At 72.2% G+C, this 18,731-nt stretch carries 19 protein-coding genes; 9 read left to right on the forward strand and 10 right to left on the reverse strand.

All coding sequences use genetic code 11. From position 1 onward, the window contains the following. Positions 1 to 30: 30 nt before the first annotated feature. Positions 31 to 1,509, reverse strand: coding sequence for a catalase (locus ABD793_RS01425; protein ID WP_344854387.1), 1,479 nt, complete (start codon positions 1,507 to 1,509; stop codon positions 31 to 33). 123 nt (positions 1,510 to 1,632) lie between these two features. Further along, on the reverse strand, positions 1,633 to 2,241 hold the full coding sequence (locus tag ABD793_RS01430; protein ID WP_344854388.1) for a TetR/AcrR family transcriptional regulator: 609 nt from the start codon (positions 2,239 to 2,241) through the stop codon (positions 1,633 to 1,635). 75 nt (positions 2,242 to 2,316) lie between these two features. Between ABD793_RS01430 and ABD793_RS01435 the strand changes: the two genes are divergently transcribed. From ABD793_RS01435 to ABD793_RS01445, 3 genes are all read left to right on the forward strand, one after another. Then, positions 2,317 to 2,589 (forward strand): hypothetical protein, encoded by a 273-nt coding sequence (locus ABD793_RS01435; RefSeq protein WP_344854389.1) that lies wholly within the window; start codon positions 2,317 to 2,319, stop codon positions 2,587 to 2,589. Then, entirely contained in the window at positions 2,586 to 2,723 is a 138-nt protein-coding gene (locus ABD793_RS01440; protein ID WP_344854390.1) for a hypothetical protein, read from the forward strand. The genes ABD793_RS01435 and ABD793_RS01440 overlap by 4 nt, the downstream gene beginning before the upstream one ends. A 189-nt stretch (positions 2,724 to 2,912) precedes the next feature. Beyond that, on the forward strand, positions 2,913 to 3,869 hold the full coding sequence (locus ABD793_RS01445) for an alpha/beta hydrolase (protein WP_344854391.1): 957 nt from the start codon (positions 2,913 to 2,915) through the stop codon (positions 3,867 to 3,869). 69 nt (positions 3,870 to 3,938) lie between these two features. On the opposite strand, the gene ABD793_RS01450 is transcribed toward ABD793_RS01445, so the two are convergent. Beyond that, positions 3,939 to 5,243, reverse strand: coding sequence for a PucR family transcriptional regulator (locus tag ABD793_RS01450; RefSeq protein WP_344854392.1), 1,305 nt, complete (start codon positions 5,241 to 5,243; stop codon positions 3,939 to 3,941). Positions 5,244 to 5,252: 9 nt separating this feature from the next. Next, entirely contained in the window at positions 5,253 to 6,146 is an 894-nt protein-coding gene (locus ABD793_RS01455; RefSeq protein ID WP_344854393.1) for a LysR family transcriptional regulator, read from the reverse strand. Positions 6,147 to 6,214: 68 nt separating this feature from the next. Here ABD793_RS01455 and ABD793_RS01460 point away from each other — a divergent pair, with 68 nt between their 5' ends. Genes ABD793_RS01460 through ABD793_RS01470 form a run of 3 tightly spaced genes read left to right on the forward strand, consistent with a single transcriptional unit; the run spans position 6,215 to position 8,492 of the window. Next, a complete protein-coding gene (locus tag ABD793_RS01460; RefSeq protein ID WP_344854394.1) occupies positions 6,215 to 7,069 on the forward strand; it encodes an EamA family transporter in 855 nt (284 codons plus the stop codon). 51 nt (positions 7,070 to 7,120) lie between these two features. Next, on the forward strand, positions 7,121 to 8,065 hold the full coding sequence (locus tag ABD793_RS01465; protein ID WP_344854395.1) for a hypothetical protein: 945 nt from the start codon (positions 7,121 to 7,123) through the stop codon (positions 8,063 to 8,065). Positions 8,066 to 8,117: 52 nt separating this feature from the next. Next, positions 8,118 to 8,492 (forward strand): hypothetical protein, encoded by a 375-nt coding sequence (locus ABD793_RS01470; protein WP_344854396.1) that lies wholly within the window; start codon positions 8,118 to 8,120, stop codon positions 8,490 to 8,492. Positions 8,493 to 9,027: 535 nt separating this feature from the next. On the opposite strand, the gene ABD793_RS01475 is transcribed toward ABD793_RS01470, so the two are convergent. Then, the gene (locus ABD793_RS01475; RefSeq protein WP_344854397.1) at positions 9,028 to 9,483 is read right to left on the reverse strand and encodes a bifunctional DNA primase/polymerase; all 456 of its coding nucleotides are present in this window, start codon (positions 9,481 to 9,483) and stop codon (positions 9,028 to 9,030) included. Between the two features lie 86 nt (positions 9,484 to 9,569). Between ABD793_RS01475 and ABD793_RS01480 the strand changes: the two genes are divergently transcribed. Next, positions 9,570 to 10,334 carry a TetR family transcriptional regulator gene (locus ABD793_RS01480; protein WP_344854398.1) on the forward strand — a complete coding sequence of 255 codons (765 nt, stop codon included), beginning with the start codon at positions 9,570 to 9,572 and terminating at the stop codon, positions 10,332 to 10,334. 66 nt (positions 10,335 to 10,400) lie between these two features. Beyond that, a complete protein-coding gene (locus ABD793_RS01485; RefSeq protein ID WP_344854399.1) occupies positions 10,401 to 10,766 on the forward strand; it encodes a DUF488 domain-containing protein in 366 nt (121 codons plus the stop codon). A gap of 2,175 nt (positions 10,767 to 12,941) precedes the next feature. Here the strand turns inward: ABD793_RS01485 and ABD793_RS01490 are convergent. Then, positions 12,942 to 13,835 carry an NAD(P)H-binding protein gene (locus ABD793_RS01490; protein WP_344854400.1) on the reverse strand — a complete coding sequence of 298 codons (894 nt, stop codon included), beginning with the start codon at positions 13,833 to 13,835 and terminating at the stop codon, positions 12,942 to 12,944. A 114-nt stretch (positions 13,836 to 13,949) separates the two neighbouring features. Here ABD793_RS01490 and ABD793_RS01495 point away from each other — a divergent pair, with 114 nt between their 5' ends. After that, a complete protein-coding gene (locus ABD793_RS01495) occupies positions 13,950 to 14,573 on the forward strand; it encodes a TetR/AcrR family transcriptional regulator (RefSeq protein WP_344854401.1) in 624 nt (207 codons plus the stop codon). On the opposite strand, the gene ABD793_RS01500 is transcribed toward ABD793_RS01495, so the two are convergent. From ABD793_RS01500 to ABD793_RS01515, 4 genes are all read right to left on the reverse strand, one after another. Further along, positions 14,570 to 15,616: an aldo/keto reductase gene (locus ABD793_RS01500; RefSeq protein ID WP_344854402.1), complete on the reverse strand. Its 1,047-nt coding sequence runs from the start codon at positions 15,614 to 15,616 to the stop codon at positions 14,570 to 14,572. The genes ABD793_RS01495 and ABD793_RS01500 overlap by 4 nt on opposite strands. Positions 15,617 to 15,670: 54 nt before the next feature. Then, entirely contained in the window at positions 15,671 to 16,771 is a 1,101-nt protein-coding gene (locus tag ABD793_RS01505) for an NADH:flavin oxidoreductase/NADH oxidase (protein WP_344854403.1), read from the reverse strand. Positions 16,772 to 16,877: 106 nt separating this feature from the next. Then, the gene (locus ABD793_RS01510; protein WP_344854404.1) at positions 16,878 to 17,894 is read right to left on the reverse strand and encodes a serine hydrolase domain-containing protein; all 1,017 of its coding nucleotides are present in this window, start codon (positions 17,892 to 17,894) and stop codon (positions 16,878 to 16,880) included. Further along, positions 17,884 to 18,693 carry an IclR family transcriptional regulator gene (locus tag ABD793_RS01515; protein WP_344854405.1) on the reverse strand — a complete coding sequence of 270 codons (810 nt, stop codon included), beginning with the start codon at positions 18,691 to 18,693 and terminating at the stop codon, positions 17,884 to 17,886. The genes ABD793_RS01510 and ABD793_RS01515 overlap by 11 nt, the downstream gene beginning before the upstream one ends. Positions 18,694 to 18,731 lie beyond the last annotated feature (38 nt).

An 18,731-nucleotide genomic window follows, 5' to 3' on the forward strand; every position in this document is an offset into this window, starting at 1 on the left:
CTGCACCGGCCCAGCCGGATCGCCCGTGGTCTACGCCTGCTCACCCTGCTTCGCGCGGACTCCGGTCTCGACCCGGGCGCCGAGGTCGGCGTCCACGTTGTGCCAGTACTCGAAGGCGCGTTTCAGCACCGGTTCGCTGACGCCGTCGAGAAGGTGGCCGACGATGTTGTTCACCAGACGTTCGCGGGCCGCGTCGTCGAGCACTTCGCGGACCATGGTGCCCGGTTGGCCCCAGTCGTCGTCCTCCGCGTGGTCGACGTAGGCGGAACGGACCAGATCGCCGTCGGTGTGCCAGCCCGCCGGGGTGCCGTAGTGCTCGACGTCGGCGCGCGGGCCGCCCTTCGAGTTCGGGGCGTACACCGGGTCGGAGACCTTCGCGTAGCGCATCGCCCCGTCCTTGCTGTAGCTGTGCACCGGCGACTTCGATGCGTTCACCGGCAGCTGCTTGTAGTTCGCGCCGATGCGGTAGCGGTGCGCGTCCGCGTACGCGAACATCCGGCCGAGCAGCATCCGGTCCGGGCTCGGGCCGATGCCCGGCACCATGTTGTTCGGCTCGAACGCCGCCTGCTCGATTTCGCTGTGGTGGTCGGTCGGGTTGCGGTCGAGGGTCATCCGGCCGACCTCGGTCAGCGGATAGTCGCGGTGCGACCACACCTTGGTCAGGTCGAACGGGTTGAACCGGTAGTGCTCGGCGTCCTCGAACGGCATCAGCTGCACGTACAGCGTCCAGCTCGGGTGCTCGCCGCGCTCGATCGCCTCGAACAGGTCGCGCGTGTGGAAGTCGGCGTCCGCGGCCGCCATCCGGTCGGCTTCCTCCTGGGTGAAGCATTCGACGCCCTGGTCGGTCTTGAAGTGGTACTTCACCCAGTGCCGTTCGCCGGAGGCGTTGACCCACAGGTAGGTGTGCGAGCTGTAGCCGTTCATGTGCCGCCAGGTACGCGGGATGCCCCGGTCGCCCATCAGCCAGGTCACCTGGTGCGCGGACTCCGGTGACAGGGTCCAGAAGTCCCACTGCATGTCGTGGTCGCGCAGGTTGTTGTCCGCGCGCCGCTTCTGCGAACGGATGAAGTGCTGGAATTTGAGCGGGTCCTTCACGAAGAACACCGGGGTGTTGTTGCCGACCAGGTCGTACACGCCCTCGGTGGTGTAGAACTTCAACGCGAACCCGCGCGGATCACGCCAGGTGTCCGGGCTGCCCCGTTCGCCGGCCACGGTGGAGAACCGCGCGACCATCTCGGTGCGGGTGCCGGGCTGGAACACCGCGGCCCGGGTGTACCGGCTGACGTCCGCGGTCACCTCGAAGCGGCCGAACGCGCCGCTGCCCTTGGCGTGCGGCTGGCGTTCCGGCACGCGTTCCCGGTTGAACTGGGCCATCTGCTCGATCAGGTAGTGGTCCTGCAGCAGGATCGGGCCGTCCGGGCCGACGGTGAGGGAGTGCTCGTCGCTCTCGGCCGGGATACCGGCGTCCGTGGTGGTTGCCGGGGTGCCTGCCGGGTCTGGTCGGGTCATCTGCCGTCTCCTCGTGGTGGTCGGAACCGCCGGGGCGGTCCGGGCCCTTCGGGAACACAGCAGGCACACACCACCCCGGGATCGCCGGTTACCCGGTGCCGGGGGCGGCCACACCCGCCGGCGTCATCCGGTCCGGGTCAGCTGCCTCAGGTGCGCACGCAGCACCGCGAGGCATTCCTCCCCGGTGGTGATCTCCGGCCGGAGCACTGCGCGGAAGGCGAGCCCGTCGAGCAGCGCGGCCAGCCGCGGGGCCTCGACGTCCGGGTCGCCCGCGAACGCGCCGGTACGAGCCAGTGCGTCGAGCACCCGCCTGGCCAGCGTCACGGTTCCGCGGATCGCTTCGCCCGCCAGGTCGGCCAGGCCGGGATCGGCGCGCGCGGCCAGCAGGAACTCGACCAGCACGGTCGTCTCGGTGCGGCGCCGCTCGTCGAGCGGGAGCAGTTCGGCCAGGAACCCGGTGAGCCGGTCCGCCAGCTCGTCCGGACGCAGGCGCCCGATCGGGTCGGTCGTTTCCCTGCGTTCGACCAGCCTTGCCGTCACCCGGTCGATCGTGGCACGCATCGCGAACCGCATCAGGTCGTGCTGGCTGTCGAAGTAGTGCCGCACCGACCCGATGTTCAGCTCCGCTTCCGCAGCCACCGCACGCAGGGACACCGCGTGCAATCCGTCCCGGGCGGCCAGGCGCAGCACCGCGTCCGCGATGTGCGCCCGCCGCTGTTGTCCGTCCACCACCCTTGGCACTGGACTTTTCTAGCACACTCGTGATACCAATTTTTATATCACAGGTGTGACAGAAAGGGGTGCACGGTGGAAACGGTGCTGACCGTCCTGCTGGTCCGGTTCGGGATCATCGCGGGCGTGGTCGTGGTCCTCGGCCTTGCCGCGTTCGCGGTGATCGTCCGGCTGCGCCGGCGGGGCAAGGGCGACCGGGTGCGGGCCGGGGCGAGCGCGCTCGCCCGGCACGCGGCCCGTGCGATGGACGAGCGCGGGCGGCGGGGTGGCCGCGGGCGGCTCGGCGGGCAGGTCGCGCGGGAAGCGGTGCGCTGGCTCGAGGACGACCGTCCGCGGGGCCGTCGGTGACCGCGCTCGCCGATGGGCACGAGCTCCTGCACCACCTGCTCGCCGATCTGCTGGTCAAGGGGCTGATCGTGCTCGCCGCGGTGCTGGTGCTGGTGGTGGGGGCGGTGCTGATCTGGAAGAAGGCGGGCCGTTGACCGGTGCGGCGCACGGGCGTCGCCTGCCGGACGAACGGTGTGTTCGTCCCTTGTGGACGGTGGCAGGCCGGGTGGCCCCGCGCCGTTCGGCGGGCGGGACCCGGCCGGACCGCGACGGGTGGCGGGTGCCGGGCCCGCGGCGAACCGGGAGGATGACGGGAACGAGGCCGAACTCCCGGAGGAGATCCGATGAGCTACCCGTACGATCCTGAAATCGCCGCCGCGATCCCGCTGATTCCGCAGTCCGACCTGACCGACCTGCCCGCCGCGCGTGCGCGGATGGCCGAGCTGTTCGCCGAACAGCTCGGCGAGGTGGACGAGACCGGTGTGGCGGTACGGGACGAGTTCGTGCCCGGTCCGGAAGGCAGCCCCGACGTCCGCGTCCGGGTGTACACCCCGGAGCGGCGCGCGACGTCGGCGTTGCTGTTCGACGTGCACGGGGGCGGGTTCGTGATGGGCGCGCTCGAGTTCGACCACGAGTCGAACCTGGAGCTGGCCCGCGAACTCGGCGTGGTGGTGGTCTCGGTGGACTACCGGCTGGCGCCGGAAACGCCGTACCCGGGCGGACTGGAGGACTGCTACGCCGCGCTCGGCTGGGCGGTCAAACACGCCGACGAGCTCGGCGTCGACCCGCAGCAGGTGGTGCTCCACGGGGTCAGCGCAGGCGGCGGGCTGTGCGCCGGGCTCGCGTTGCTCGCCCGCGACCGCGGCGGCCCGGCGATCGCGTTCCAGTACCTCGGCGTGCCCGAAGTGGACGACCGGCTGGAAACGCCGAGCATGCGCCGGTTCACCGACACCCCGCTGTGGAACCTCCCGGCCGCCGAGATCAGCTGGGACGCCTACCTCGGCCACGGCCGCCGCGGTACCGCCGACGTCCCGGTGTATGCCGCGCCCGCCCGCGCGACCGACCTGTCCGGGCTGCCGCCCGCGTACGTCTCGGTGATGGAGTTCGACCCGCTGCGTGACGAGGGAATCGCTTACGCGCAAGCACTTCTGGCTGCCGAGGTACCCACGGAGCTGCATCTGTTCCCGGGCACCTTCCACGGCTCCGGGCTCATCCGGCACGCCACGGTCAGCAGGCGTGAAGCGGCCGAGCTGCGTGCGGTACTGGCGCGGGTGCTGGGGGTGGAACAGCCGGCAGACTGAGCCGGGTGCGGGCGGGCTGAGCCGGGCGTTCGGCGTGGACGGCGGGCGGGTTGTGCCGGGCGCAGCCGGTCAGGCGGTTTCGGCCAGCCGTCTCGCCACCAGCGCGAGCCGGGCGCGGAAGCGGCCCGCCGGATCGTCCAGGTGCCAGCCGAGCAGGTCTTCCACGTGTGCCAGCCGGGCGGCCACCGAGCTGTGGTGCCGGTGCAGCGCGACGGCGGCCTGGCGGAGGGAACCGGTGCGGCAGAAGGCTTCCAGCGTTTCGAGATCGCCGGTGTCGCGGAGCGCGTCCAGTGCCTGCACGTCCGGCTGGGCGCGGAGCCGGTCGGCGGGGATCTGCGCGAGCAGGGTCAGTGAGCCGAGGTCGTGGTGGACCGCCAACGGCTCGGCGCCGGGCACGGTGAACCGCTCGGCAAGCCGGGCCTGCAGCCACGAACGGCGGGCCTCGAGCCCGTCGACGGTGTCGCCGACGCCCACCCGCACGGTGCCGGGCAGCGCGTGTTCCCGTGCCCTGGACGCGAGCGCCTCGCGGAGGGTGGTGACCACCGAGTCCGGGCCTTCGCGCGGTTGCAGCAGTACCGCGGCGACCCCGCCGACCACGGCGACGCGCGCGCCGAGCGGGCTGCCGCCCCTGGCGACGAGTGCGACCGCGGCGGCGCCCGGATCGCGCCCGTCGCCGGTGCCGACCGCCACGACCCGCACCGGCCGAGCGGTGTCAAGGCCGAGCAGGACGAGTGCCCGTGCGCGGTCCTCGTCCGCGGCCTGTTCGCCGAGCACCAGTTCGACCAGCGCGGGATCGGCGAGGTGCGGCGCGGCAGGCCGCGGTTGCGCAGGCACCAGCAGCCGGGCGGCGATCGCGAACCGCTCCAGCACGAGGTCGTCGAGCGGTCCGGCACCGCCCGCCGGTTCGAGCCACACCTGCCCGGCGACGTCCCCGCCGAGATCCGCCACGACCGCCCCGCCGGGCACGTCCGCCCCGCCGGGCACGTCCGCCCCGCCGGGCACGTCCGCCCCGCCGGGCCGGACTGTGCCTACGGGTGCGTTCGCGCGGTTGGGTGCCGCAGCGGCGTCGGCCGCGACGTCGTCACCGGGCCGGTCCTGGGTGCCGGGCACGCTCGCGCCGTCGGGAACCTGTGCGCCGTCGGGAACCGCGGCCGCGCCGGGCGTGTCTGGGACCTCCCCGGCCGGGCCGAACCGCAGCGGTGCCTGGTCGCGGTAGCGCAGTCCGGCCGCGCATTCGGCGAGTGACGCTGCCGCGCGCACAAGATCGGGCGGCGTCGCGCGGCGGGCGACGAGTTCGTCGAAATACGCGATCACCCGCACCGCGGCTTCCGCGCCGGAGTCGACCGCGGACAGACGCAACAGCAACCCCTTCATGTCCCCACCTTAGCGCTGCCGCCCGCGCCGATGGGTCGCATGTGGACGGACCTCGCCCCGGTACAGCTCACCGAGCAGCGCCACCGCGGCGTGCGTGGCGGGGTGTGGATCGGTGCGGCGCCAAGCCAGCCCGACCGGCACCGGAGGCGCGTCCCGCACCCGCCGGTACACGATGCCGTCGCGGCGGTACTGGGTGATCGTGCCGTGTGGGGTCACCCCCACGCACCGTCCGGTGGCGATGGCGGCCAGCCAGTCGTCGATGTCCCGGATGAACTCCACCCGCGGACGGACGTCGCCGGGCCACAGGTCGGTGGTGGTGGTACCGGTGCGCGGGTCGACGAGGAGCACCCGGGTGCCGACCTCGGCCAGCGTGACGCTGCGGCGGCGTGCCCACGGATCGTCCGCGGCCATCGCGCAGTAGCGGTCCTCGTGCCCGACGATGGCGTCTGCGAACCGGCCGGCCGGCACCGGCGTGCGGAGCACGGCGAGGTCGCACAATCCCTCCGCGAGGCCACCGGTCGCACTGTTCGTACGCACGAGCAGCAGTTCGACGTCCGGGTGGCGGGCTGCCCAGCGGCGCTGGAATTCCGCGGTGTGGCGGCCCATCGCCGACCACGCGTGCCCGATGCGCAGCCGGGTGTGCCCGGTGGTGGCTTCGCGCACCAGGTCGTCGGCCTCGGCGAGCAGGTGCCTGGCCCGCGCGAGCACCTGGACCCCGGCCGTGGTCGGGGTGAGGCTGCGGCTGGTGCGGTGCAGCAGGAGCACGCCGAGCGCCTGCTCCAGCGACGCCAGCGTGCGCGACACCGCGGCCTGCGAGACGCCCAGTTCACGAGCGGCGTCGGTGAACGTGCCGGCGTCCACGATCGTGACGAGGCAACGCAACTGACGCAGTTCCAGATCCATGCATCCAGCGTATCGATGATGTGTTCAATGCATTTTGCGCATGGATGCCCGAGCGGCACGCTCGGCCCATGACGATGGTGGAACCGGCCCGGCAGTCCCGTGCGACCGGCGCGGCGATGTTGCTCGGCGGGGCGTTGTCCAACCAGGTCGGCGCGGCCACGGCGGCGCTGGCGTTCCCGGTGCTCGGCCCGGCCGGGGTGGTGGCCGTACGGCAGTGGGTGGCGGCCGCGGTGCTGCTCGCCGCGGGGCGCCCGAGGCTGCGCGAGTTCACCGCGTGGCAGTGGCGTCCGGTGCTCGGGCTGGCGGCGGTCTTCGCCCTGATGAACCTGTCGCTCTACACCGCGATCGACCGGATCGGCCTCGGACTGGCCATGACGCTGGAATTCCTCGGCCCGCTGGCAATCGCGCTCGCCGGTTCGCGGCGGCGGGTGGACCTGCTGTGCGCGCTGGCGGCGGCCGCCGCGGTCGGTGTGCTGACCCGGCCCCGGCCGAGCACCGACTACCTCGGCATCGCACTGGCGGCGCTCGCTGCCACCTGCTGGGCTTGCTACATCCTGCTCAACCGCACGGTCGGACGGCGGCTGCCCGGCGTGCAGGGGTCCGCCGCGGCAGCGGGTGCCTCCGGTCTGGTCTACCTGCCGGTCGGGATTTTCGCGTTCCTGCACCATCCGCCGTCGGCCGGTGCGGTGCTTGCGTCGCTGACCGCGGGAGTGCTGTCGTCGGCAGTGCCGTTCCTGGTGGATCTGCTGGCGCTGCGGCGGGTTCCGGCGCCGTTCTTCGGGGCGTTCATGAGTGTGCAGCCGGTGCTCGCGGCGCTGGTCGGGCTGGTCGTGCTCGACCAGCGGCTGGACGCGGCGGCCTTCGCCGCGATCGGGGTGATCGTGGCGGCGAACGCGATGACCGTGCTCCGGCGTGTCGGCTGACCGGCGTCCCGGCGGGCGCCGTACCGTCTGCCGGGGCGAGGAGGTGCGATCGTGGTGCGGATCCCGGACCGGGAATGGCCGGCGACGGTCGTGCCCGGCGACGCGCACGAACGCGCCCAGGCGACCGGTGTGCTGTTCCGCCGCCTCGGCTGGGTCACCGCGCGGCTGACCGCCGACGAGCGCGACGACGTCGACCGGCAGCTGGAATTCTGGTACGGCAACGGGTATTGCCCGGACGCACTGCTGATCGCGGTGGGCGTGCTGCCCGGCGGTGCACGGCAGCGGCCGCGCTCGGCAGGCGAGCGGCCGGGGGAGTTCCTGCGGTCGCGGCTGAACGGCTGGTTCAGCGACGAGCCCGGTGCGGCGATGAGCGAGGTGCGGGAACCACCGCGGCCGGGCCAGACGTTCGAGGCGTGGTTCGCCCGCAGGCGCAAGCAGACCCTCGACGAAGGCGGTTACCGCCGCCCGTCGCGGCTGACCGCGGCGGGGGAGCGGGCGCGGGCACAGGCACGGGAGATCGCCGCGACCGGCAGGCCCGATCCGGTGGCGCGGGTCCGCGAAAGCGAACGACGGCGTACCGCCGCGCTGGACAGCCTCCGGGTGACCGGGCCCGCGGTCCCGGCTGCCCCGTCGCCGCCGGAAACGCGGGCGACGCCGAGGATGGTGGCGTCGTTCGCCGGACGGCAGGCCGTGGCCGCGCATTCCCCGCAGGTGCAACGGATCGTGGCGCGGCTGCGGGAGGAGAAGCGCGGACCGTCGCCCGCCGAGCTGGCCGTGCTGCGCAACGCGGTCCGCGACGCGCACCACGACGCGGGTCTCGGCGCACTGGCCGCGGTCAGCGCGGAGGTGAACGAGGACACCGGCGAGCTGACCCCGCCTGCCCGGCGGATCCGCGCCGTACTGGCGCACGCGGCGGACGACGGACTGCCGGTCGAGGCGGCCGTGCGGCTGCTGCTCGCCGGACCGTCCACAGAGGACGATCACACGATGCGGTGAGTCACGCGTGTCGGGTCCCCCGCCGGGGCGAGGTGCCCCCCAGACTCACCCGGTGACGAACACCGCACTGGACGACGCCGGCCGCTGCCTGCTCTCGGTGGCGTGGAACATCCGCACCGGCGGTCCCAGGGCCGACCCGTACGCCGACGCCGTCCGGTCGCGCCTGCGGGAGCTCTGCCGCAGCCTCGGCCACGCCACCTGCCGCCATGCCGCCAGCCACGGCACCGGCGACCACGTACCGTTGCTGCGCCTGGCCGATCTGGCCTACGAGATCGACACCCTGCTGCTGCTCGTGGGCACCTCCCTCGTTCCGGCCCCGGACCGCGACCGCCGCCGCCGCAACGAGATCGACACCCTGGTCACCGGCCTGGACGCACTGGCAGCCGCCGCGACCGCAGCACTGGAACCGGCCTGCGTACCGAGCTGACGCCGGGTGTGCCGGGGCGGCTTGGCACGGGCGTGGGGCGGTTCGCGTCGTTCGGGATGGTTCGGGATGGTTCGGGATGGCTGATGCGGGTGCCGGGTCGTCGGACCGGCCGCGGCCACTGCAGTCCCGGTCCGTCGGCGGATGGGCCTGATCCCGGTTCGTCAAGGGCCGAGCCAGGCGACGGGCGGGGAAGTCTGTGCGAGGTCGCTTGTGCTGCCCGCCGGGTATCACCGCCGGACTCTTGTACGCGGAGCGCGCTGTCACCGCCGGGTGCGGACTGCGCGTTCGGAGCGTCCGTCCGGGACCGCCGGGTAGCGGGATCGTTCACCGCCTGCCCTGGTACCCGGAGCGTGCCGGAACCGGTCCGTCGCGCCGCGCGCAGCAGCCGGGGATCTTCAGCCGCCGCAGGGAAATCAGGCGAGAGCGGGGTTAGCCGACATCTGCCTGCAGACAGGGGGCGTCGAGTGGCCTCGGAAGCCGGAAGCCGGAAGCCGGAAGCCGGAAGCCGGAAGCCGGAAGCCGGAAGCCGGCTGGGTCAGGGGCGGCGGCGGACTCCGGCCAGTACCGCGCTCAGGCTGGGCAGCCACCGGTGCCTCGGATCGGGCGGGGTGAGCCATTCCGGGCCGGCGCCCGGGGTGTGCACGCCGGAGGGCAGGGGGAGCAGCGCGCCGCAGTCGAGGACGTCGACGTCTTCCGGGAGGGTGCCGCGCAACAGGAGCTGGCCGTCCGTGTCGGCGAGGATGGCCAGCCGCGGGCCGTGCGGGGTCGGGAGGATCAGCGCCGGGCCCCTGGAACCGAGCGACGACAGGTGCGCGAGCGCCGGGCTCGCGGTGAGCTTCGGCAGGGTCACCGCACACAGTCCGCCTTCCAGCGCGAGGAACAACCGCGTCTCCTGGCGCCGGATCGTCCAGCCGAACAGCCCACCATAGTAGGCGGCGGCGGGTTCGGGGCCGGTGTCGCGGCCTGATCGCAACTGCTGATCGAGTGTCATCGTCGACGCCTTCCGCTCACGAGGGGTGCCACCCCATGCTAACGGCACTCAGTGCCACTAGCAAGTCTCCTGCTACCGTCCCGGTCATGACCCAGACGCCGCGCCGTGGTCCGGCCACCCGGGCCGGGGCGACGCCCGCCGGACGGCGGCAGCTGCGCCGTGCCCTGGCCACCGCGGCGGTGGATCTGTTCGCGGCCAACGGGTACGAGGCGACCACGGTCGACGACATCGCCGCCGCCGCCGGCGTCGGGCGGCGGACGTTCTTCCGGTATTTCGACAGCAAAGACGACGTCCTGTTCGCCAATCACGACGAGATCGTCGCCGAGATGGAGCAGGTCTTCGCCGCCGCGGACCCGGCACAGGATCCGGTCGAGGTGGCCTGCGCGGCAGTCGCGCTGGTGCTCGACTCCTACGCCGCGGAACTGGACGTCTCGCTCAAGCGGTTCACCCTGACCCGCACGGTGCCTTCGTTGCGGGACAAGGAAGTCGCGACCGTCGACCGCTACCAGCGGGTGCTGGCCCGATACCTGGGCGAGCGCTTCGCCGCGGCGGGCGACGAGACGGCGAGCCTGCGCGCGGCCGTCGCGGCGGCCGCGATCGCGGCCGCCAACAACCACGTCCTGCGACGCTGGCTGCGCAGCGGAGGCACCGAAGACATCGCGGCCAGTGCGCGACAGGCGTTCGCCCTGGTCGTGGCGGCGTTCCAGCCTTCGGCGCCGGCACCCGGTGCTGCCGACGACGAGACGGGTGCCGTGGTGGCCGTCCTGAGCACGAAGACCCCGCTGCACGAGGTGGTCACCCGGGTCGGCGCGGCCCTTCGGGCGGCGGAAGGCCGTCCGCCCGGACGATAAGTGCACTCAGTGCCATTCGGTGACCGGATCATGCGGCGGCGGGCCCGCGGAAGGCACAATGGCCGCATGGTCTCTCCCGACGTGCAGGTGGCCCGGGTGTACGACCCGCCCGCGCCGGAGGGTGGTGACCGAGTCCTCGTCGACCGGCTGTGGCCGCGCGGACTGGCCAAGGCCGCGGCCGCCCTGGACGACTGGTGCCGGGACGTCGCGCCGTCCACGGAACTGCGCCGCTGGTACGGCCACGATCCGGCGCGCTTCGCCGAATTCGCCCGCCGGTACCGGGCAGAACTCGCCGAACCCGCCGCTGCGAAGGCGCTGGCCGGCTTACACACCCGCGCGTCCCGCGGTCCGCTGACCCTGCTGACGGCGACCAAGGATCCCACGCACAGCCAGGCAGCAGTCCTGGCGAACCTCCTCCGCGGCGAAGACTGACGGTCCTCCGCCGCGAAGGCTGACGGTCCGCAGGCCGGAACGGGCGCCGCGCCGGTTTGTGCCTGCACCACCTGACACACCGCTGGTTGCGCGGTCGGTGGTTCGCTGCGTTCGGATGGCGCGGAGGCCGGGTTGGCCGGGGTGGGTGCCGCCGGTGGGTGGGAACCCGTCGCGCTGGGGGCGGACGGTGGGGTCGGATAGTGTCGTTGGCCCGTTGGCCCGTTGGCCCGTTGGCCCGTTGGCCCGTTGGCCCGTTGGCCCGGTGGCCCGGTGGCCCGGTGGCCCGGTGGGTGGGTTCTGCGTCGGCTGGGTGGCGGACGGGGCGGGCAGGTGGCGAGGTGGGTCAGCCAGTTGAGGACTCGGTCCGGGGGCACGCTGGAAGTGGAGGTGGCCTTCCCGGCTGGGCGGATCCGAAGAGGTCCTTCGGGAGCGGGGTGGGGAACGCGTGGAAGCGGGACTGGACGTCGGCGGGTGGGGTATCCGGTCGTCTCGTCCTTAGCGGACGAGGGTGGGGACGGCGGCGGCACGGGGGACGTGTCGGTCAGGACGAAGCCGGTGCGCAGGTGGATCTCGCGGCCCAGCTCGGCGAGGTGGGTGGTCAGGCCAAGCCGCGTGAGGGTTTGTTGCCGGCACGGTGTGCGGGACAGGGGCCGGCAGGCGACCAGACAGCGGACGTCCTGGAAGGCCGCAAGGGTTGCGGGTCATGGCGAAGAAGGTCGCTTTCGCGCCAAGGCATCCGCTGAACAGTGCGATTTTCGCGTGCGCAGGTCCGGCCGGGAGTTGGTGTAGTGCAGCGCGCTCTGCGTACAAGAGGGGCTAAGTAGATCTCGGACTTCGAGGATGCTGCCTGAGGCGCGACCGCCGCTCGCTGCTTCGCTATGGCCGAAGGTGCGTAGGCCGCAGGAGAGTACATGGTATCCGGCGCGGCGCAGGATCGCGATGTCGGGGGATGGGGTCGACTTCTGTAGCCGTAGCCGTAGCCGTAGCCGTAGCCGTAGCCGTAGCCGTAGCCGTAGCCGTAGCCGTAGCCGTAGCCGTAGCCGTAGCCGTAGAGCCGGTTGGGCGGTTGCTGAGCGCCGGGGTTCCCCGGTAGTCGGGTAGACCGGAGCTGCTGAACCGGCGGGTGGTTCACGATCACCACGGTGTCGGCGCCGTCAGCGACGACGAACCGGCCTTCGAGCGGGATTCCGTCCACGGAAGGGAACGCGGCGTCTTCGAAGGTGAGTCCGTGTTCGGCGGGAGTGCGCCGGAACGGTGAGCGGGGCGAGGTGGCGAAGTCGCCGGCGAGCCCTGGTGTGGATGGCGGTGGCGTCCCGTGCGGGAACCGGTCCGGCGGCCGGGGTAGCGGGGACTGCGCTGAGAGCCGGGGGGGGAGGGGCAGGCCGGGAGTCGTGGTGGAAGTCGGGCCGACGGTGCGAACCGTGCGGGGGGAGTCGTAGTGGAAGTCAGGATGCAGGTGGCGTCGGGATTGTGTGGCGGCGCCGAGTTAGCGGTGGGACGCGGGGCGGGGCCGGATGGGAAGGCCGGGGCGGTGGGTGCCGGGCCCGCGGCGACGGTCGGGGTACTGCCGGGGGACTGGGTCGGGGCGGCTGCCGGGACCCCGTGGTGGCAGGGGCTGCGCCGCGGTGCACCTCGGGAACCGCGCCCGAGAGCGGGCCGGGGAGGTGAGGGCGGTGCGGTAGCAGAACCGGGGGCGGGTGCTGGGACTTGTGGTGGAGTCCGGGCTGGGTTGGTTGGTGGGGAAGTGGGCGGGAGAGGGTGCCGGGGAACTGCAGCGGAAGCTGGGTTCGGGCGGTCGTTGGGTGCAAGTGGCGGGGTGGGCGTGGTGCTGGGGGTTGGGGTGGGTATTGGGTGTGGCGCCGGACGTCGGATCGGGGAGGGAGTTCGGCTCGGGGAAGTTGGTGCCGGAGGTTGGGTCGGTGTCGCGACGTGTGGTGGTGGAAGGTGGGTTGGGGTGGGTGCTGCGGACGTGTGGTGGTGCGTTGGGTCGCGGTGGGGGTTCTGTGGCGTGGTGGGGGATGGGTTGGGGTGGATGTCGCGACGTGTGGTGGTGGGCTGGATTGCGGTGGGGTTCTGTGGCGTGGTGGGGGTGGGTGCTGCGGACGTGTGGTGGTGCGTTGGGTCGCGGTGGGGGTTCTGTGGCGTGGTGGGAGGTGGGTGTCGGGAGTGTGTTGGTCAGGAGCCGGGTGTTGCCGGTCTTAGGTTGTTCGTGCACCAGGTGCGGAAGGTCGTCGGGGCTTCGGTGGCGTGGTGTGGGGTGCGGCGGATGCCGTTGTCCAGGCCGTTTTCCTTGGCTATCGCCATGTCCACCATGGACTGGGCCATCGCCTCGGACGCGCCGCCGGCACGCATTTGTTCCTTCAGCGCGGCCAATGGGATCTGCTCGTACTTCACCGGGGTTCCGAGCACGTCGGTGGCGATCGCGGCCAGGTCTTCCTGGGACAGATCTTCCGGGCCGAGTACCGGAACCTCCTCGGTGCCCGTCCACGAAGGGTCGGTGAGCAGCCGGGCTGCGATGGCGGCCATGTCCTGTGCGGCGGCGGCCGGACCGCGGTGGCCGGGGGACAGCACGTCGTAGAACACGCCCTTCTCCCGGATCAGCGGTGCCTGCCGTGCCAGATTGTCCATGAAGGTCGGCATGGCCAGCGCCCGGAACGCGGCACCGGTGTCGGCGAGCAGATCGTCCATCGCCAGTGAACCGGTGACGTTGCCGGCTCGCCCGGCGTACGGGGTGCCGCGACCCAGCGCGGACACGCTGACCACGCGGGGGACGCCCAGCCGCCGGATGGCCTCGGCCGCGGGACGGGTGGGCTCGACATACGCGGCTTCGGGGCCGGCCGCGGTGCGGTCGGCAGGCCAGACCCAGAACACCGCTTCGGCCCCGGCGAAGGCGCGGCCGACCACTTCGGGATCGCGGTGCGAGCCTTCGACGACGTCGGCTTGCGCCCGCACGTCGGCGGGCAGGGCAGCGGGGGTGCGGGCGATCACGCGGACCGGCCTGCCTTCGGCGAGCAGCCGGGGGACGAGACGGCTGCCGATCCGGCCGGTGGGGGTGGTGACGACGATCATGGCGGTACTCCAGGAAACTCGCCGGGAGGGAAACTGGTCGGGAACAAGTCGGACGGGACGGAGTGGAACAAGTAAACTCCACTGTACCGTTTACTTTTCGGGAAGGCAAGGCCGATGGTGCGAGAAGGCGGTGCGCAGCTGCGGGGCGACCAGTTGCGCCGGCACATCCTGGGGGTGGCCAAGGAAGTGTTCCTGGAGGCCGGTTACGAACGGGCCTCGATGGACGCGGTCGCCACCCGTGCCGGCACGTCCAAGCGCTCGCTCTACGCGCATTTCGAGAACAAGGACAAGCTCTTCCTCGCGGTCCTCGACCTCGTCGGCGAGCTGTACCTGGGCAAGCTGCAGACCCCGGACGCCTACGCGGCGGATCCGGCCGAAGCGGTCACCCGGTTCTGCGGGCGGTTCCTGCAGCTGATGGTGTGGGAACCGCAGGTGCGCACGGCCCGGCTCACCATGACCGAAGCCGAGCGTCAGCCGGCGAGTGCCTTCGCCTACTTCGAGGCGATGTACGGCGCCACTCGCGCCCGGCTGGCCGGATACCTCACCGAACACTACGAATTGGCCAGTGCGGCCGCCGACGCGCTGGCCGAGGACCTGATCGGCCGGACCGTGCTGCCGCGGGTGTTCCGTACGCTGTTCGGGGTCGAGCACGCGGTGGTGGACGTGCCGGGGCCGGCGGTCGGCGGCGTCGATCTGGTTCCGATCCGCCGGGTGGTCGAGGCCGCGTTGCCCGGTTAACGCGCGGGGCGGAACCAGGCCTGGTCGGGCTCGCCGAACCGGGCGGCCGCCGCGGCTGCCTGGTGCCAGTACGGATACCTGAGCACCGGTGCGCTGACCCGGTCGAGCCGGTCCACCTCGTCGGTGCTGAGCTGCAGTTCGGCGGCGCCGAGGTTGGCGGCCAGCTGCTCGTCGCGCCGGGCACCGATCACCAGTGCCGTCACGCCGGGCTTCGCCAGCAGGTAGGCCAGGGACACCTGGGCCGGGGAGACACCGTGCCGGTCCGCGATGGCGACCACCGTTTCGATGGTGTCGTAGAGTTTTTCCTCGTCCCGCACCGGCGGTTCGGACCATTCGGTGAGATGCCTGCCGTCGGCGGCCTGCTGTCCGCGGCGGTACTTGCCGGACAACAGCCCGCCCGCCAGCGGGCTCCAGACGAGCACGCCGAGCCCTTGGTCCAGCGACGCGGGCACCAGTTCGAACTCCGCGTCCCGCGATTCCAGCGAGTAGTAGACCTGGTTGCTGACGAACCGCTGGTACCCGTGCGCGTCGGCGACCGCGAGCGCCTTCATCAGCTGCCAGCCCGAGTAGTTCGACACGCCGAGGTAGCGCACCTTGCCGGAGCGCACCAGCGTGTCGAGAGCTTCGAGGGTCTCCTCGAGCGGGGTCTGCCCGTCCCATTCGTGCACGTGGTAGAGGTCGATGTGGTCGGTCCCGAGCCGGCGCAGGCTGGCCTCGGCCTGCGCGAGGATGTGGTGCCGGGAAAGGCCTTCGTCGTTCGGCCCGTCGCCCATCGGGAAGCGCACCTTGGTGGAGACCAGCACCCGGTCCCGTCGTCCGGCCATCGCCTCGCCGAGGATCTCCTCGGATCGCCCGGCCGAGTACATATTTGCCGTGTCGACGAGGTTCACGCCCGCGTCGAGGCACTGGTCGAGCTGCCGCCGCGCGCCGGCCACGTCGGTGGCGCCGAGCAGTCCGAACTGGCCCGCACCGCCGAAGGTCATGGTACCGAGGGCGAGTACCGAAACGCGGAGACCGGACCGGCCGAGCCGACGGTATTGCATCGAGATCCTCCCGAGCGTGGTGAATGCTTTCCTCTGGCTACCGGAAATTCCGGTTCACGAACGGTGGTACTGCACCGGGGTGGCGACCTCGCCGCCCAGTTCGGCGGCGGCATGCCGGGCCCAGTACGGGTCACGCAACAGCGCCCGGCCGAGCAGGATCGCGTCCGCGCGGCCTTCGGTCAGCACCGCCTCCGCCTGTGCCGGTTCGGTGATCTCCCCGACCGCGGCCACCGGTATGCCCGCCTCCTGGCGGACCTGCTCGGCGAAGGGCACCTGATAGCCCGGTCCGGTGGTGATCTTCGCGTCCGGGGCGTTGCCGCCGGTGGACACGTCGAGCAGGTCGACGCCGCGGGAGTGCAGTTCCTTGGCCAGCCGCACGGTGTCCGCAGCGGTCCAGCCTTCGCGGCCGTCGCCGGGGTTTTCGCTGAGCCAGTCGGTTGCCGAGACCCGGAAGAACACCGGCAGCTCGTCCGGCCATTCGGCCCGCACCGCGTCGACCACCTCCAATGCGAGGCGGGTGCGGCCGGCGAAATCGCCGCCGTAGCCGTCCGTGCGCCGGTTGGTGAACGGCGACAGGAACTGGTTGATCAGGTAGCCGTGCGCGCCGTGCACCTCGACCACGTCGAATCCGGCGGCGCGGGCACGGCGCGCGGCGTCGGCGAACTGCCCGACGATGGTGGCGATCCCGTCCGTGGTCAGCTCTTCCGGCGTGTTCGAAGCCTCGTGGAACGGCAGCGCACTCGGTGCCAGCGGAACCCAGCCGTACTGCGCGTCCGGCGGGATCGGCGCACCGCGGCGGATCCAGGCGCGCTCGACGGACGACTTGCGCCCGGCGTGCGCAAGCTGGATGGCGGGCACACTGCCCTGCTCGCGCAGGAAGCCGGTGATCCGGCGGAAGGCGGCGACCTGGACGTCGTTCCAGATGCCCAGGTCGTACGGGCTGATCCGGGCTTCCGGTCCGACTGCGGTGGCTTCGGTGAACACCAGGCCGGTGCCGCCGGCGGCACGTGCGGCCAGGTGCGCGAAGTGCCAGTCGTTCGCAGCGCCGGTGTCCGCCCCCTCCGGCGCTGCGCTGTACTGGCACATCGGGGACATCCACACCCGGTTGGGCACGGAGAGCGACCGGAGGGAATACGGTTCGAACAAGGTGCTCATACGGCCATCTCCGAGGTGTCGGGCACTTCATGCACGGACGTGCTCTCGGCTCCGACAGTAGTTGCGCACGCTCCATAGTTTCAAGGTCATCGAACCATGGCGTGGCTCATACCCGCACGGCCGCGTCGTGGAATTCACGCCGTACGGCCTCGATGCCCGGTTTCTCGCGACTCGGGTGCACGCGGTTGGTCAGCAGCACGTAGTAGCGGCCGCGCCGGGGTTCGATCCACAGACTGGTGCCGGTGAACCCGGTGTGCCCGAAGGAATCCGCGGCCGGCGCGGTGCCGACCGGCGAGCCCGGTACGTCCAGCCCCTGCCAGGCGAGGCCACGGCGCAGGTTCAGCTCATCGGTGTGCGAGGCGGTCATTTCGGCGTGGGTGCCGGGTTTGAGCAGCGGAGTCGCGCCGCCGGCGAGCACCTGGCCCAGCCGTTCGAGGTCGGCCAGCGGTGCGAACAGTCCGGCGTGCCCGCAGACTCCGCCGAGTACCACGGCATTCTCGTCGTGGACCTGACCCCGCACCAGGTGTCCGCGCCACGGGCAGTCCTCGGTGGCGACCGCGCCGTGCACCGGGCCGAAGCCGGTCGAGGCGAGGCCGGCCGGGCCGGTGACCAGCTCGGCCACGAGCCGGTCGAGCGGGGCCCGCCCGGCGGCCTCGGCGAGCAGGCCGAGCAGGATGAACCCCTGCGACGAATACTCGACCCGCGTGCCGGGAGGGGAGCGCAGCGGCCCGGTGCGGATCGCGTCCAGCAGGGCTTCACGAGTGGAATGCTTGCGCCACAACGGGGTTGCGCCGGGCAGGCCGGAGGTGTGGGTGAGCAGCCGGCGCACGGTGATGGTGGCCTTGGCACTGCCGGCGTACTCCGGCAGGTGCCCGGCGAGCGGGTCGTCGAAGGACAGCAGCCCGCGCTCGGCCAGTGCGGCCACCGTGATCCCGACGACGGGTTTGGTCACCGACGCGAGGTCCCAGCGGCTGTCCTCGGTCACCTCCGGACCACCCCACCAGCGGGTGCCGAGCAGGCCGCGGCCGAGCACGCCGTGCGCGGTGCCGACCGACCACGCGGCCGCCGAGTACACCTGATTTTCCCGGCCCCGCCGGAGGATTCGTGCGAGATCAGTCCTCATCGGACACCAGGCGCACGGCGGCTCCACCGAGAGCCGCGGAAATCCGGCTGGCCGCTTCGGCCACGAGCGGGCCGATCGTGGCGATGCTGTCCGGCTGCACCGTGAACGTCAGCCCGGCCACGCTCACCGCGCCCGCAACGGAACCGTCCGCGGCCACCACCGGTGCGGCGACGCACCGGACGTGCTGTTCGTGCTGTTCGTCGTCCACCAGATAACCGAGAGTGTGCACAGCGGCCAGTTCTCGGCGGATCGAGGCCGGATCGGTGAGGGTTTTCGGGGTCAGTGCGCGCAACGGTGCGGCGTCGAGCACTGCGGCGACCTCGGCGGCGGGCAGCCGGGAGAGGATCGCCCTGCCGACCCCGGTGCAGTGCAGCGGAACCTCGCCGCCGGGGCGGGTGTTCAGCCGGTAGGCCTGGTCCGGCTCGAGCTTCTCGAGGTAGATCGCGCGGTCCCCGTGGCGCACCGCGTAGTGGACGGTGTGCCCGGTCCGCCGCTGCAGTTCGGCAAGTGCCGGCCGCATTGCCCGGCTGCCCGTCAGCGCGGCGGCGGACAGGCCGAGCAGCCGTGGGCCCACGCGGTAGCTCCCGTTGCCGGCATGCACTGCGAAGCCGGATTCGGCAAACGTCCGCAGCATCCGGTGCGCGGTCGGTTTCGGCAGGTCACAGGCCTGTGCGAGGTCCGCGAGCCGATGCGGTTCGCCCGGCCGCACGAGGGTGGCCAGCATTTCGAGCGCTTTGTCGACCGCGCCGCGAGGTTCGGTCCGCCCGGCTTCGGGCGGACCGTTGACAGCCTTCTTCACGACGCCTACCTTAGCGCAATCGCGTTCCATCTGACGGA

The organism is Amycolatopsis ultiminotia (genome assembly GCF_039536925.1).
Classification (GTDB): domain Bacteria; phylum Actinomycetota; class Actinomycetes; order Mycobacteriales; family Pseudonocardiaceae; genus Amycolatopsis; species Amycolatopsis ultiminotia.